At 62.0% G+C, this 14,344-nt stretch carries 17 protein-coding genes; 6 read left to right on the plus strand and 11 right to left on the minus strand.

Annotated features, from left to right (window positions below; genetic code table 11):
- Positions 1-62 precede the first annotated feature (62 nt).
- From gshA to AB5Y89_RS08645, 4 genes are read right to left on the minus strand one after another with little or no spacing between them, the layout of a single operon-like run.
- Positions 63-1,661 (minus strand): glutamate--cysteine ligase, encoded by a 1,599-nt coding sequence (gene gshA, locus AB5Y89_RS08630; RefSeq protein ID WP_041210977.1) that lies wholly within the window; start codon positions 1,659-1,661, stop codon positions 63-65.
- Between the two features lie 58 nt (positions 1,662-1,719).
- Entirely contained in the window at positions 1,720-4,533 is a 2,814-nt protein-coding gene (locus tag AB5Y89_RS08635; RefSeq protein ID WP_368223539.1) for a M16 family metallopeptidase, read from the minus strand.
- Positions 4,534-4,558: 25 nt separating this feature from the next.
- On the minus strand, positions 4,559-4,996 hold the full coding sequence (locus AB5Y89_RS08640) for a YqaA family protein (RefSeq protein WP_029313803.1): 438 nt from the start codon (positions 4,994-4,996) through the stop codon (positions 4,559-4,561).
- Positions 4,993-5,967, minus strand: a complete 975-nt coding sequence (locus AB5Y89_RS08645) for an NADP-dependent oxidoreductase (RefSeq protein ID WP_368223542.1) — start codon at positions 5,965-5,967, stop codon at positions 4,993-4,995. The genes AB5Y89_RS08640 and AB5Y89_RS08645 overlap by 4 nt, the downstream gene beginning before the upstream one ends.
- Before the next feature lie 56 nt (positions 5,968-6,023).
- Between AB5Y89_RS08645 and AB5Y89_RS08650 the strand changes: the two genes are divergently transcribed.
- Positions 6,024-6,191: a hypothetical protein gene (locus tag AB5Y89_RS08650; RefSeq protein WP_005308905.1), complete on the plus strand. Its 168-nt coding sequence runs from the start codon at positions 6,024-6,026 to the stop codon at positions 6,189-6,191.
- 29 nt (positions 6,192-6,220) lie between these two features.
- Positions 6,221-6,622, plus strand: coding sequence for a fosfomycin resistance glutathione transferase (gene fos / locus AB5Y89_RS08655; RefSeq protein WP_039040005.1), 402 nt, complete (start codon positions 6,221-6,223; stop codon positions 6,620-6,622).
- A gap of 7 nt (positions 6,623-6,629) precedes the next feature.
- Here fos and AB5Y89_RS08660 read toward each other — a convergent pair whose 3' ends face one another.
- Complete coding sequence (locus AB5Y89_RS08660; protein ID WP_368223544.1) at positions 6,630-7,625, minus strand: Preprotein translocase subunit SecY; 996 nt, start codon at positions 7,623-7,625, stop codon at positions 6,630-6,632.
- A gap of 246 nt (positions 7,626-7,871) precedes the next feature.
- On the opposite strand from AB5Y89_RS08660, the gene AB5Y89_RS08665 reads away from it, so the two are divergent.
- Together AB5Y89_RS08665 and AB5Y89_RS08670 are read left to right on the plus strand one after the other, a co-directional pair.
- A complete protein-coding gene (locus tag AB5Y89_RS08665; protein WP_174722078.1) occupies positions 7,872-8,150 on the plus strand; it encodes a hypothetical protein in 279 nt (92 codons plus the stop codon).
- 25 nt (positions 8,151-8,175) lie between these two features.
- Positions 8,176-8,520 carry a hypothetical protein gene (locus tag AB5Y89_RS08670; protein WP_368223547.1) on the plus strand — a complete coding sequence of 115 codons (345 nt, stop codon included), beginning with the start codon at positions 8,176-8,178 and terminating at the stop codon, positions 8,518-8,520.
- 54 nt (positions 8,521-8,574) lie between these two features.
- Here the strand turns inward: AB5Y89_RS08670 and AB5Y89_RS08675 are convergent, their stop codons facing one another.
- The 4 genes from AB5Y89_RS08675 to rpsF all read right to left on the minus strand — a co-directional run bounded on the left by AB5Y89_RS08675 (position 8,575) and on the right by rpsF (position 10,568).
- Entirely contained in the window at positions 8,575-9,318 is a 744-nt protein-coding gene (locus AB5Y89_RS08675) for a ferredoxin--NADP reductase (RefSeq protein ID WP_039040002.1), read from the minus strand.
- A gap of 101 nt (positions 9,319-9,419) precedes the next feature.
- The gene (gene rplI / locus AB5Y89_RS08680; protein ID WP_010673120.1) at positions 9,420-9,866 is read right to left on the minus strand and encodes a 50S ribosomal protein L9; all 447 of its coding nucleotides are present in this window, start codon (positions 9,864-9,866) and stop codon (positions 9,420-9,422) included.
- Between the two features lie 52 nt (positions 9,867-9,918).
- Positions 9,919-10,149, minus strand: coding sequence for a 30S ribosomal protein S18 (gene rpsR / locus AB5Y89_RS08685; RefSeq protein ID WP_005313392.1), 231 nt, complete (start codon positions 10,147-10,149; stop codon positions 9,919-9,921).
- A 32-nt stretch (positions 10,150-10,181) separates the two neighbouring features.
- Complete coding sequence (rpsF, locus tag AB5Y89_RS08690) at positions 10,182-10,568, minus strand: 30S ribosomal protein S6 (RefSeq protein WP_005331771.1); 387 nt, start codon at positions 10,566-10,568, stop codon at positions 10,182-10,184.
- A gap of 236 nt (positions 10,569-10,804) precedes the next feature.
- Here rpsF and AB5Y89_RS08695 point away from each other — a divergent pair, with 236 nt between their 5' ends.
- Positions 10,805-12,028, plus strand: a complete 1,224-nt coding sequence (locus AB5Y89_RS08695; RefSeq protein WP_113069613.1) for an Nramp family divalent metal transporter — start codon at positions 10,805-10,807, stop codon at positions 12,026-12,028.
- 100 nt (positions 12,029-12,128) lie between these two features.
- Positions 12,129-12,977 carry a hypothetical protein gene (locus AB5Y89_RS08700; RefSeq protein WP_368223551.1) on the plus strand — a complete coding sequence of 283 codons (849 nt, stop codon included), beginning with the start codon at positions 12,129-12,131 and terminating at the stop codon, positions 12,975-12,977.
- A gap of 189 nt (positions 12,978-13,166) precedes the next feature.
- Here AB5Y89_RS08700 and AB5Y89_RS08705 read toward each other — a convergent pair whose 3' ends face one another.
- Both AB5Y89_RS08705 and AB5Y89_RS08710 read right to left on the minus strand, forming a co-directional pair.
- Positions 13,167-13,622, minus strand: coding sequence for a GNAT family N-acetyltransferase (locus tag AB5Y89_RS08705; protein ID WP_049636452.1), 456 nt, complete (start codon positions 13,620-13,622; stop codon positions 13,167-13,169).
- A gap of 151 nt (positions 13,623-13,773) precedes the next feature.
- Entirely contained in the window at positions 13,774-14,343 is a 570-nt protein-coding gene (locus AB5Y89_RS08710; RefSeq protein ID WP_043153096.1) for a Crp/Fnr family transcriptional regulator, read from the minus strand.
- Between the last annotated feature and the right edge of the window lies 1 nt (position 14,344).

Here is a 14,344-nt window from a genome sequence, read left to right on the forward strand (position 1 = left end):
ACCGCCGGGCTCCCATGAAAAAGCCGCTCCCGGGAGCGGCTTTCGTCATCCTGGCGGCATCCTCAGGCCGTGGTCTGGCGGGTACCGAAATAGTCAGCTAGGAAGTCGTCGAACGACAGGCTGTCACTGCGTTCCCGCTCCCGCTGCTTGGCCAGGGAGTCCCGTGCCTCGCCGGCAAAATAGGCCTCGTCCCAGTACTGCAGATCGCCGGCCAGCATCTCTTCCCGGTAGCGGTTCGCCAGCGCATCGCCGAAGCAGCCGTTGTCCTGGCCGCTTGAAAGCAACTGCTTGAGCAGGCGGGCGGAGTAGGTCTGCTCGGGGTCGAGCAGCTTCTCACGGTGCATCGCCAGCGTCTCGCGATAGCGGTTGCGACCACAGCAGCGATCCAGCAGCGCTGCGACCTCGGCCAGTTCGTCGAACAGCTTGAGGCCGTACTCCTTGAGGCCGATGGCATTGCCCTGCTCATCTTCAAGCGTCAGGCCGGGGCGGCGCCCCTCCAGCACCACCTTGTTCTGGTTGCGGCGGTTGCGGGCAACCTCGTCATCCGAGAGCACGGGGGACGGGCGCAACAGGCACCAGACCAGGAAGAGATCGAAGAAGCGGATCTGATCCACCTCGATACCGAACGGGGTGAAAGGATTGACGTCCACCGTGCGCAGTTCGATGTATTCGATGCCGCGCTGCTCCAGCGCATCCGAGGGCTTCTCGCCGCTGCGGGGGGTGCGCTTGGGGCGGATCGGCGCGTAGAGCTCGTTCTCCAGCTGCAGCACGTTGTCGTTGAGCTGGCGGTACTCGCCGTTCACCTTGACCCCTATCCTGGCGAAGTCGGGATCATGGGTGTTGATGGCCCGGCGCAGGCTGCTCACATAGGCGGGCAGGCTGTCATGACTGATCTTGAGCCCCGCCTGGGCGCTGTTGGTGTAACCGAGATCGGACAGGCGCAGAGCCGTGGCATAGGGCAGGTAAAGGGTGCCCTTGCCGGTCTTCTGGAACGGCAGGCTGCTCTTGCGCCCCTTGAGGAAGGAGTCGCAGATGGCCGGAGACGCGCCGAACAGATAGGGCACCAGCCAGCCGAAGCGGTAGACGTTGCGAATAAGCCCCATGTACTTGTCGGAGATGAAGCGCTGGCTGCAGCAGCCCTCTCCCACCAGATCCTGCCACTCGCACCAGAAGCTGTCCGGCATGGAGAAGTTGAAGTGCACCCCGGCGATCACCTGCATCAGGCTGCCGTAGCGGTTCTTCAGCCCCTGGCGATAGAGGGTCTTCATCCGCCCGATGTTGGAGCTGCCGTACTGGGCCAGGCGGATGCTCTCCTCGTCACCGACGAAGCAGGGCATGGAGAGGGGCCAGATCCGCTCCTCTCCCAGATGATGAATGGTGTGGCGGTGAATGTCGCCGAGCTGCTCGATCAGGCTCTCGATGGAGTCGGTGGCTGGCGTGATGAACTCCAGCAGGCTCTCGGAGTAATCGGTAGTGATGTTGGCATGGGTCAGGGCCGACCCCAGGCTTCTGGGGTGATCGGTCTGGGCCAGGGTCCCTTCGGGGGTGATGCGCAGACATTCGCGCTCGATCCCGCGCCGGATCCCCTTGAGGGCGGTCACCCGTTCCGGGGTACCCAGCGCAGCCAGCAACTCGGTGAGCGACAAGCTAGTAGTGGTCATATTCACGGCTCATGTGTGGCCGCCCCACCCGGGGCGGCACTTATTGTTGCGACGCCCCTCAGGGCAGTTGCAGTGGATAGATGGGAAGATGAAGCTCGCTCAGGGGTTTTTCAAGCTTTTGCTTGTCTCCCACCACCACAATCACCATCTCGGCCGGATCCAGCCAGCGGGCTGCACTGGCCTTCAGCGTCTCGGGTGACACCGTTTTGATCAGGTTGTTCTGGGCCTGCACATAGTCCGGCTTCAGGTCGTACATGATCATCTGCAGCAGGAAGCCAGCCTTCTGCCCCAGGGTCTCGTAGGAGAGCGCATCCTGCTGGGAGACGGCGCTGCGCATGTAGGCCAGCTCCACCGGGGTCGGCCCGCTCTTGCGGTAGCCGTCCATCTCCTTGAGGAACTGGCGGATGGCATCCACGGTCGCATCGGTGCGCACATTGGCGCCGGTCGCGAAGATACCCGCCTCGCGGTTGGCCTGGAAGCCCGAGCTGGCACCATAGGTGTAGCCCTTGTCTTCCCGCAGGTTGAGGTTGATGCGGCTGTTGAAGTTGCCACCCAGGTTGAAGTTCATCAGGTTGGCGATGAAATAGTCTCCCGTGGTGTCAAACGGCATGGCGCGGCGGCCGATGCGGATCACCGACTGGGGGGCTCCCGGCTTGTCCACCAGATAGATGCCTGGCTTGGCCTGCTCTCCCCTGGGCTTGAGATCCCCCAGGGTCGGGGCGGCCCCCTGCCACTGGGTCAGGAAGGCGAGACCGGATTCCACCTGCTGGGCAGTCACATCACCTGTCACCACCACCTTGGCATTGGTCGGATTGTAATAGGCCTCATAGAAGCGCTTCACATCCGCCAGGGTCAGCTTCTCCACGTCCGCCAGCACCCCGTCAGAGGGTTGGCCGAGGCGGTTCTGCTTGCCATAGACCAGTTCGCGGAACGCCTGACCCGCCAGCCACTCGGGTTGCTGCTCGCTCTGTTTCATGCCTTGCAGCATCTGGGTCTTGAGCCGCTCGAAGTCCGCTTCCCGCAGGCCGGGTTGCAGCAGCACTTCCCGCACCAGCGCCAGGGTTTCGGGCAGCTTGTCCGCCAGACTGCTGATGGTGATGAGGTTGTTGTACTGGGCGCTGGAGACGCTGATGCTGGCGCCGAGTTTTTGCAGCTCGTCGCTCAGCTCGGCCTCGGAGAGGCGCGTCGTCCCCTGCTCCAACATGGCGGCGGTGAGGCTGGCCAGCCCCAGCTCTCCCTTGCCTTCGGCCCGGATGCCACCCGGTAGGGCGATCATGATGGAGACGGCCGGGATCTCGTCACTGTGGGTGCCGATGATCTCGATCCCCTTGTCGAGCTTGCCACGCCAGATGGCGGGCACCTTGACGCTCACCGCATCGGCCGCCTTGGGCTGCACGCTGCGATCGAAGTCATCTTTCACCGGCCGCTCCGCCAGCACCTTGTCATGCTTGCTGTAATCCGGCAGCTCCCGCTTGGCGGGAGTGAAGTTCGGGGTCGCGGCCTGCCAGTCGCTCTTGCCCTTGGGCACCACGCTCAGCACCACGGCAGGCTTGTTCTGGATGAACTTGTCGTAGGCAGCCTTGACGTCAGACCCCTTGACCCGGGCGATGGCATCCAGATTCTTGAACACATAGTCGGGATCCCGGGCCAGCACCTGCCCCATGGCAAGCTGGCTTACCTTGCCCTCGATGCTGTCGAGTCCCCAGATGGCGGACGCGCGATAGCTGCTGATGGCCTTCTCCAGATCCGCGGGCTTGATGCCGCGCTGGGCGAACTCGCCGATCACCTTGTCCACCTCGCCCTTGAGGGTCTTGAGGCTGCCATCCGCCGCCGGATTGGGGTAGGCATAGACCGTCAGGGTACAGGCAAGCTCTTCGCAGGAGTGGGAGGCACCCGCCTCGATGGCCTTGCCGGTTTTCACCAGGGACTGGTAGAGCATGGAGCTGGCAGAGCCCCCCAGCACATCGGCAAAGATGTCCAGCGCCGGCTCCTGCGGGTCACCCAGGGAGACGGTCGGGTAGCTGATATACAGGAGCGGCAGATGCACCTTGTCTTCCAGCGTCACGTAGCGGGTTGCCGGCAGGGTGGCAGGCTGAGGCGTCGGTTCGGCCACGTCCGGACCGCGCGGGATGGAACCGAAGTACTGCTCAATCCAGGCCAGCGCCTGCTTGGTATCAAAGTCGCCGCCCAGGGTCAGGGTCGCATTGTTGGGGCCGTACCAGCGCAGGAAGAACTGCTTGAGGTCGTTGACGTCGACCCGGTCGAGATCCTCCACATAACCGATGGGTTGCCAGGAGTAGGGGTGGGTGCGCGGATAGAGTGCCTCCCCCACCCGCTCGCCCACCAGGCCATAAGGCTGGTTGTCGATGCGCTGAGCCCGTTCGTTCTTGACGGTGGCGCGCTGGATCTCGAACTTCTTCTGGCTCACCGCATCGAGCAGGAAGCCCATGCGATCCGCCTCCAGCCAGAGCACCTTCTCCAGCTGGTTGGCCGGCACGGTTTCGTAGTAGTTGGTGCGGTCCTTGTTGGTGGTGCCGTTCATGTCACCGCCCGCCTCGTTGATGATCCGCATGTGTTCCTGATCACCAACATGCTTGGAGCCCTGGAACATCATGTGCTCGAAGAAGTGGGCAAAGCCCGACTTGCCCACGGTTTCCCGGGAGGAGCCGACGTGATAGGTGACGTCCAGATGCACCAGGGGATCGGAGTGGTCGGGGGCCAGGATCACGGTCAAACCGTTGTCCAGCTTGTACATCTGATAGGGAATGCCGAGCTTGCCCTCCTGCTTGACCTGCTCGGACACCAGGGTCGGGGCCGCCAGCACGGGAAGGGAGAAGCCCAGCAGCATGCTTAATGGAATCAGTTTGTTCACGGGTACCTCGTGAGTGACAAAAGGGCTAGAAGATCTGACTGGCCAGCAGAAACACCAGGGCATAACGAAGCAATTTGCCGAGCCCGATCAAGATGAGGGAGCGCCAGAAGGAGAGGCGCAGCCAACCAGCCAGCAGACAGAGACCATCGCCGACCACAGGCGTCCAGGCAAGCAGTAGACACCAGTGGCCATGACGTTTGAGCCAACCAAGGGCTTTTTGTTCCCCACGGCCTTGAAAATCTTCCGGTTTTTTCTTGTGGGTGGCGAGCCAGCCGAGCCACCAGGTGGTCATGGAACCCAGGGTATTGCCCAGCGTCGCCCAGAAAAGCAGGCTGGTCATGCTCCACTCCCCCTTGACCGCCATGGCACCCAGCAGCACTTCCGAGCTGCCGGGCAACAGGGTGGCGGAGGTGAAGGCGCTCAGAAACAACCCTCCCAGCCCCATCCCGGTGAAGTCTATCATCCGGGCTGGCCGTCTGCGGCGGACATGCGCAGCAACAGCTTGCCGCGCACATGGCCCTGCTCGATGGCCTGATGGGCCAGCGCCCCTTCTGCCAGCGTGTATTCACCGGAGACAGTGATCTTCACCTCCCCCTGGCGAAGCAGCGTCAGCATCTGGGTCAGCTGCGTTCGATCGGGATGGACCAGCATGCCGACAACCTCGACGCCGAACTCGGCCCCCGCGTCCTTGATCTGCTGGGCCGTGATGGTGGGGACCGTCACCAGACGGCCGCCCGGCTTGACGCAGGCCAGCGCCGCCTTGCCGCTCTCGCCCCCCACCAGATCCAGCACCAGATCGAACGGACCATCGGTGATCGCTTCGGTGCACCACCCGGCCTGGTGGTAATCCACCATCCGGCTCGCCCCGAGACTATGAAGGAAGCTGTGATTGTCGCCGCTTGCCGTGGCAACCACGTGGGCACCATAGGCGGCGGCAAACTGCACCGCCAGGTGGCCGACGCCACCGGCACCGGCCAGGATCAGTACCCGTTGCCCCGACTGCAGGCCACCGTGCTCCAGCAGCCCCTGCCAGGCGGTGAGACCCGCCAGCGGTAGGGCCGCTCCCTGCCTGAGGCTCACCCCATCGAGCTTGACCAGCTCCTCCTCGCGGGCCACCACGGATTCGGCATATGCACCGGCGGCGAGGGGGAAACCCACCATGCCGCACACCTGATCCCCCTCGGCCAGGGAGGTCACGCCGGTCCCCACCTTTTCCACCACGCCGGAGACGTCATAACCCGGCGTCCAGGGCAGGTTGTCCTTGTTCTGGGCGGCCGCCCAGCCGAGACCGGCCCGGGTCTTGGCATCGATGGGGTTGACCCCCGCAAAGCAGATGCGCACCCGGACCTCTCCCTCCGCGGGCACCTTGTCCAGGGAAGGGTTGAGCCTGAGTACCGAGGGGTCGCCGAATGCGGTAATCTGTAGCTGCGTCATTGCACAATCCATCCTGTTGATTGATCAAGGGTCAACAGAATAACAGCGAGGACACCATGGCTCGAATGTTTCTTATTCCTCTGTTGCTGGCCCTGGGGTGGTGGGCGTTTCTGCTCTACTTCCGCATTCCGCTCAAACAGGGGGCCAAGGGCTTTTACTGGATCATCGGCATCGGCGGCGGGCTGGCCGCCTTCCTCAGCCTGATGATGGTGCTCACTCACTAGGGTTCGGGGACAAGGGGGAAGAAGAGAAGATGCTGCATGGACTGAACCATCTCACGCTGGCAACCGGCGATCTCGACAGCAGCGTTGCCTTTTATGTCGACTTGCTGGGATGTCGCCCCAGGGTGAGATGGGCACGGGGAGCCTATCTCACCCTCGGCGATCTCTGGCTCTGTCTCTCCTGTGATCCTCCCCAACCGGCCAGAGATTACAGCCATGTCGCGTTTGGCATCTCGCCTGAACAGTTTCCAGCCTTCTGCGCCCGTCTGCGCGCGGCGGGCGTCGTGGAGTGGAAGAAGAACAGCAGCGAAGGGGATTCACTCTATCTGCTGGATCCCGACGGGCACCGACTGGAAATTCATGCAGGCAACCTGGATAGCCGCCTCGCCTCTCTCAGACAGCAACCCTATGAGGGTCTTATCTGGTTCGACTGAGCCGGATTCACCCCTGCTCGGCACGAAGATGGTAGTGACGATTGCTGCCCTGCCCCAGCACGCCCTGCGCCAGCAGATGCTGGAACACCCGGTCCACCTCCTCCAGAGACAGTGACAATGCCTCTGCCACCTTGCGTTTGCTGCATTTGAGCTCGCCGCTCTCCAGCGCGCCGCGCACCTGGGCGACCACGGCTGGCTCGGGCATGGGTCTGCTGATGGCTGGCGGCTCCGGGGTCGGCACTGCGACCCGGGCCTCGGCTTGCGCCTTCTCCCGTTGCCACATCCATTGACGGCGGAAGCGGTTCTCCTCACCGATCAGGCTGACGAAAAAGGCACCAAACGCATCGAGCAGGATAGACAGGAAGCAGACCAGCAGGAACTGCACCTGGCCGATGCTCATGCCCACCCCGTCCGCCAGACTGCTCATCAGCCCCAGCATGGAGGACTGCTCCCCCAGCGGCTTGGCGTCCCGCTCCTGGCGCAGCTCGTCCTGACGCAGCCTGAGCTTGGTGTTGGCCTGCTGCAGACCGCTGACGCCGCTCGAGATACGCGCCATCTCGATGTATTTGCGGGCCGCCTCTTCGTTGAGCTGGATCTGCCGCTCTATGCTGGCTATCTGCTCGTCGAAACGGGCTATCTCCCGCTCGTGACGCGCCTGCTGGCTCAGGATGGTGTTGGTGGCGCTGTTGATGCCGCCGATACTGCCCCCGATGGAGATGGCGGCCAGCACGCTGTAGAACAGCAGCGACCAGAAGGCGCCGCCCAGATCCCGCCTCGCCTTGCACTCGCCGTACTCGTACCAGACGTAGAACTTGCCCAGCTCGAAGATGATGGCCAGCCCGCCGAACAGCCACTTCATCAGGGGGTTTTCGTCGATGGAGAGAAACAGCAGCAGGGAGAAGACAATGGAAGCCAGAATGGCCAGCCCGGTAAAACTGTAGACTGTCGTGAGGGCGAACCATCCCTTGGGGTAACGCAATGCGGCGCAAGCCTGTGTAGCCATGATGAAGCGGGAAACATCTGCAGGAAAAGTTGGCTGCCGATTATAGTCGCCACTCCCCCGGAGAGAAGGGCAAATCCCCGAATTCCCGCCGATGGACGATCAGCTGCCCAGAGTGCGACCAAAACGTGCAAATCGGCAGCAGAAAAACACTACAATCGACCCCGCACCTGAAGGACATCTGCGGTTATGCTCGGGTTAAGCCCGCCGCATTACACTCATTTCCACCGAACACGACTCGAGGACATCATGAACAGAACGACGGCTTTGTTGCTCTCTCTTTTTCTGATCACTGGTAGCGCCCTGGCACAGGACGAAGGGAGCCAGACCTTCTCCGTGGATGCGCTGACCTTCAATCTGGACTGGAATGACACGCAGTTTGACTGGTCCCAGAGCAACTGCTTCGATCTCGGGAGCGGTGACACGGCCGCCGCCGACTGCAAGAGGATCAACCTCAGTCTGGAGGACGAGACGCAGCGCAACCAGCCCCCCAGCACCAACCAGATCAGCACGCAACCGGATCAATGATCCCCCTGACAGGAGCCTTGATGCGATGACCCACATGACCATGACTTCCCGCGGCGCACTGCTGCTCTCCCTGCTTCTGGTTCAGGGAATGGCCTTTGCTGCCCCCCCTTCCAAACACGATGACGACATCCGGATCTCCACCGACCAGGGCCGGGTAAGCCTGGATTGGGACGACAAGGAGTACGAGTGGTGGCAGCACAACTGCCTGGATGTCAGCACCCGGACCAGCCACATCCAGCTCAACTGCGACAACATGGATGGAAAATACCGCGACCATTACAACCGCAGCATTCACAGTGGCAACAACCCGGGTCAGGGCCATGACAAGCCCAGGAACAAGCACGGCGGCAACGGCCACCAAAAACACTGACCAGCATGCCCATGGACATGGTTGAGGGGCCTGTGGCCCCTGGAGTCATGTCCCCTACCAGTAGTTTTCCATGCTGATATTGCCGGGGGCGCGACGCAGGTTCTTGGCAAGCCCCAGCCCGAGCAGGGTCTGCTGAGTCTCTTTCACCATGGCGGGGTTGCCGCAGATCATCACCTGGCTCAACTCGGGGGAGAAGTTCAGCCCCACCCTCGCCTGCAAGCTGCCATCGACGATGGCTGCCGGGATGCGCCCTGCCATCGCCCCCGGCCAGGTCTCACGACTGACGAAGGGAACATAGCGAAAACGCTCGCCATGCTGCTCGGCAAAACTGGCGATAAGCGGCTGATAGCTGAGCTCTTCCCCTTTTCTCACCCCGTGTACCAGCACCAGATGCTCGAAGCGGTCGAAGACCTGTCCCTCGGCCAGCATGGCGAGGAAGGGGCCGATGGCGGTGCCGGTTGAGAGCAGCCAGAGGTCCCGTCCCGGGGGAATCTCATCCAGGGTCAGAAAACCGGTGGCCTGGGACTGCACCAGCAGGCTGTCGCCCACCTGCAGGGAACCGAGAGAGGGACTCAGCTCACCGCCGGGGATCTCCACCAGATAGAATTCGTGATAGGGCGTGCCGGGAGGATTGACGAAGGAATAGGCACGCTGGACGCGACGCTCGCCCTGCTCCAGGGCCAGCTTGGTGAATTGACCCGCCTTGTAGGGGGCAAGTTCCGCCTCCACACGCAGGGAGAGCAGGGTGGGTGTCCACTCGATGCGCTCGATGACCCGACCTTCGACCCAGGCAGCCATAAAGGTTCTCCTCCAGAGGAACAGACCTTCACTTTACCCCTTGATCTGAAAATAAAAAACCCGCGCATGTGCGCGGGTTTTTCTGCAAGAGCTGAACGCTATTACAGAGCAACAACCTGGATTTGTACGGTTGCTTTGACGTCAGCGTGCAGCTGAACAACAACTTCGTACTCACCGGTGTTACGCAGAACGTTGCCCATGCGGACTTCGCTCTTGGCAACGGCTACGCCGGCAGCAGTGATGGCTTCAGCCACGTCACGGGTACCGATGGAACCGAACAGCTTGCCTTCGTCGCCAGACTTGGAGGCGATGACAACGGCAGCCAGCTCACCCAGCTTGGCAGCGCGCTCTTCGGCAGCAGCCTTGTTGGCAGCCAGTTTGGCTTCCAGCTCAGCGCGACGAGCACCGAAGGCTTCGATGTTGGCCTTGGTGGCCATAACAGCTTTGCCTTGCGGGATCAGGTAGTTACGGGCATAACCAGCTTTTACGGAAACTTGGTCACCCAGACCGCCCAGTTTGGCGATCTTATCGAGCAGGATAACTTGCATTACCTTTCCTCTATAAATTTCGTTGAGTTAGGCGTAAGCGCCGGGCCGATTCTTACTTGTTGTGCAGATCGGTGTACGGCAGCAGAGCCAGGTAACGAGCACGCTTGATGGCGCGTGCCAGCTGACGCTGATACTTGGCGCGGGTACCGGTGATACGGCTCGGTACGATCTTGCCAGATTCAGTGACGTAGTTTTTCAGAGTAACGATATCTTTGTAGTCGATCTCGGTAACGTTCTCGGCGGTGAAGCGGCAGAACTTACGACGACGGAAATAACGTGCCATGGCCTTTATCCTCTAATGCGGTGATCTAAGAATTACTCTTCGGAAGACGCTTCAACAGCATCTTCGCGACGCTCGTCGTCACGACGGGTGAAGCGCTCTTCCTTGGCCTTGGCCATCGGAGAAACTTCAGTCACGGCGTGCTTGGTGCGCATGATCATGTTGCGGATAACGGCATCGTTGAAGCGGAAGTTGGTTTCCAGCTCATCGATAACGGCCTGTTCAGCTTCTACGTTCATCAGAACGTAGTGAGCCTTGTGCAGCTTGTCGATCGGGTAAGCCAGTTGACGACGGCCCCAATCTTCCAGGCGATGAATGGTACCACCAGCGGTGGTGATAGCGCCGGTGTAACGCTCGATCATGCCAGGTACTTGCTCGCTCTGGTCCGGATGAACCATGAAGACGATTTCGTAATGACGCATTTTAGCTCCTTACGGATTAATTCAGCCTCCGCCCAGGTGCAGCCAGACCTCGGAGGCAAGGAACATAGTGATGTTTAGACGCTGCTTTCTAGGGCGGCGTATTGTACGAAATCACCTCTCCCACTGCAACTGGCGAAGCAAGATGTTTTTCTCGATGAGCCCGATACAAAACTTTAATTGATAACAATTATCATTTAGATCCATACTCTCCTCATATCCCCACGGAGGATGACAGTATGCAACCTGCGCTCACCACGGCCATCCCGGCCCGCAAATTCAAGCTGACCCTGCTCGGCCCCGCCTTCATCGCCGCCATCGGTTATATCGACCCGGGCAATTTTGCGACCAATATCCAGGCCGGCTCCACCTTCGGCTATCAACTGCTGTGGGTAGTGGTGTGGGCCAATCTGATGGCCATGCTGGTGCAGACCCTCTCGGCCAAGCTCGGCATCGTCACCGGCAAGAACCTGGCGGAGCACATTCGCGACCGGCTGCCCAAGCCGGCGGTCTGGGCCTACTGGGTACAGGCGGAGATCATCGCCATGGCCACCGATCTGGCGGAATTCATCGGTGCTGCCGTAGGCTTCAAGCTGCTGCTCGGGGTCACCCTGCTGGAAGGGGCCGGCATCACCGCCGTGGTCACCTGGGGGATCCTGATGCTGCAATCCCGCGGCCAGAAACCGCTGGAGTTCGTGGTGGGGGGCCTGCTGCTGTTCGTGGCCGCCGCCTACATCGTCGAGCTGATCTTCTCGCGCCCCCATCTGCCGAGTCTGCTGGAAGGGGCACTCTTCCCCGGTCTCCCCAATGGTGATGCTGTCTATCTGGCGGCCGGCGTGCTCGGCGCCACCGTGATGCCCCACGTCATCTACCTGCACTCGGCCCTGACCCAGCACACCCAGGATCAGGGCTCGGTCCCCCAGCGGCTGCACACCACCCGGGTCGACGTGGCCATCGCCATGACCATCGCCGGCTTCGTCAACCTGGCCATGATGGCCATGGCGGCGGCCGCCTTCCACAGCTCCGGCAACCAGCAAGTAGCCGAGCTGGAGTCGGCCTACCAGACCCTCACCCCGCTGCTGGGCCAGGCGGCCGCGACTCTGTTCGGCCTCTCCCTGGTCGCCTCCGGCATCAGCTCTACCGTGGTGGGCACGCTGGCCGGCCAAGTGGTGATGCAGGGCTTCGTGCGCTTCACCATCCCGCTCTGGCTGCGCCGAGCCATCACCATGGCCCCCGCCTTCGTGGTGATCGCCATGGGCCTCAACACCACTGAAATCCTGGTGTTGAGCCAGGTAGTGCTGAGCTTCGGCATCGCCCTCGCTCTCATTCCGCTGCTGATCCTGACCGGTGATCGCGCCCTGATGGGGGCACATCGCAATCACCCCGTCACCCAGGCCGTGGGGCGCCTCATCGTCGCCCTGGTGATCGGCCTCAATGCCTATCTGCTGGTCACCACCCTCTAACGCCATCTTGAGGCTCATTGACCCGGGTTGATGAGCCTCTTCGCACTTTCGCGTATGCTGCCCCTTTCCCTTCTCATCATCTCGTTGCGGGAGCCCTGCCATGGAACATACCCGAGCCAGCTTCGTACTGGGCCACCATCAGGAACAGGCCAGCGTCGTCTGTTGCAAACAGGGGGATAAGACCCTGCTGGTCACCGACCTCACCCCCTTTCATCCCCAGAGCCACCTCTGGCCCGATCAACCCGGTGACGTGGGCACAGTGCGCTGGGAAGGGGGGGAAGCGGCCGTGGGCCCCTGCCGCATGGGCGCCATCAGTCCCGAGGGCGAGCTGTTCGTGGATACGGAGATTCCGGTCAAGCGGGGGGCGGATGGGTGGGCTTTCGTGGTGGTGCATCCCCTCGCCGGTTCCCATCACCTTGCCATTGGCTCGCCTGTGGAACTGACAGTGGATGCCGAGGCACGCCATGCCCTGAGCCTGGGCCACAGCGCCTGCCACCTGGTGGCACTGGCCCTCAATCGGGCGCTCACGCCCTATTGGCGAAAGGAGACGAGCGAGCTTGACGCTCTCGGGCAGCCGGATTTCGACCGCCTTGCCATCCAGCACTCCCGGGTCGAGCCCAGAGGATCAAAGGAGCAGTACCGGATCGGCAAGAGCCTTCGGAAAAAGGGAATCAACAGCGAGGCACTGCTGGCCGACCTCGACAGGATAGCGCTCCAGGTCAACGAGCAGCTGATGCGCTGGCTCAAAGAGGGAGGCGAGATCCGCCGCAGCCGGGCCGGTGATGCCATCATCGATTCCCGCTACTGGCATGGCATGGTGGAGGGTCGGGAGATCACCATTCCCTGTGGCGGCACCCATGTGAGCAGTCTGACCGAGTTGGGCCAGGTTCAGGTGACGCTGGCCCCCAGTGAAGAGGGATTTACCCTCACCACCCGGGTCACCCCCTGAACTAGCCCAACCCGCCTGATGCCGCACCGCCCTGACCGGGGCGGTGTCCCGACAGAGAGGCCCGCAGGCAGATCAGCGCGGCGGTATCTCACCCCGGGCTGACGACCACATGGCCACGGGGTAGCAAAAAAACCATGCGATGCACCACGGATGAGGGGCCACTTGCCCCTTTCCTGGCACCTGACGATGTCAGGCAGGCTCCCTTCGCATCCCCATGTGAGGGATGTCATCTTCCAGATACCCTTCCCCTTCGGCCACGAAACCATGCTGGCCGTAAAAACCTTGCAGGTGGGCCTGTGCACCGAGCCAGATGCTGTGTGCAGGCCAGCGTGCCTCGCACTCTCTGACCGCTTGCGCCAGCAGGCGGTGACCCAGTCCGCCCCCCCGCGACGTGGGAGAGGTGACCACGCGGCCGATGGCGGCGCCGCTGTCATCACCAATGCCGGGTGCCATGATGCGGGCATAGGCCGCCAGGTGATCCCCCTCACGACCGAGCAGATGCAGCACGCCGTCACGGCGATCCAGCCCGTCCAGATCCTGGAAGGGACAGGTCTGCTCCACCACGAACACCTCAGCGCGCAGGGCAAGCAGCTCATACAATTCATCCGTGGTCAGCTCGGACCAAGATTTCATACTCCAGTTCATGAATGACTCCTGTTTAATGGGGTCTGACAGCATAATCTTGCTCCCGACGAGGGGCATTAACCTTGGTTAAGTTGCCCCCCTTCTCATCCAATGCGGACATGGCCAGCAAAGAGCCGATCTCTGCCCTGGTTCATCGGTAATCCCTTCTGGCTCAACCCTGATCGCGCGTTTTCAGCCGCCTGCGGATGCGGCTCAGGCTGATGGGGGTGATCCCCAGATAGGCGGCAATCTGGTGATCCGGGACCCTGGCATCCAGCGCGGGGAAGCTTCGCAGAAAATGCTGATAGCGCGCCTCTGGGCCCCCGGTCAGCAGCAACAGCTCTTTCTCCTCCTTGATGCGCAGTTGCACTTCAAGGAGATGGTGATACCAGGCGGGCCAGCAAGGGAGTCGGCGCAGATCCGCCAGCGGGAAAAGTTGCAGCCGGCAAGGCTCCAGCGCCTCCACGCTGTAGCGGGCGGGCTCACCACTGAGCAGGTGGTGGAAGTCGAGAAACTCGTCCCCCTCCCAATAGAACTCCTTGATGTACTCGCGGCCATCCGCCAGCACCACCTTGGCCCGCAGCAACCCCTCCTCCACTCTGACCAGCAGCGCCGGACTGTCACCGGCATGCCAGAGGCAGGTGCGAGGGGGCAAGGTCAGGGAGCGGACAAAAGAGAGGAGGCGCTCGGCCTCCTGCTCATCTGCAACCCGTTCCCAGACAAAGGGGGGTCTGTCGGTCATC

This window comes from Aeromonas sp. s4, assembly GCF_040907855.1.
Lineage (GTDB): Bacteria > Pseudomonadota > Gammaproteobacteria > Enterobacterales > Aeromonadaceae > Aeromonas > Aeromonas caviae.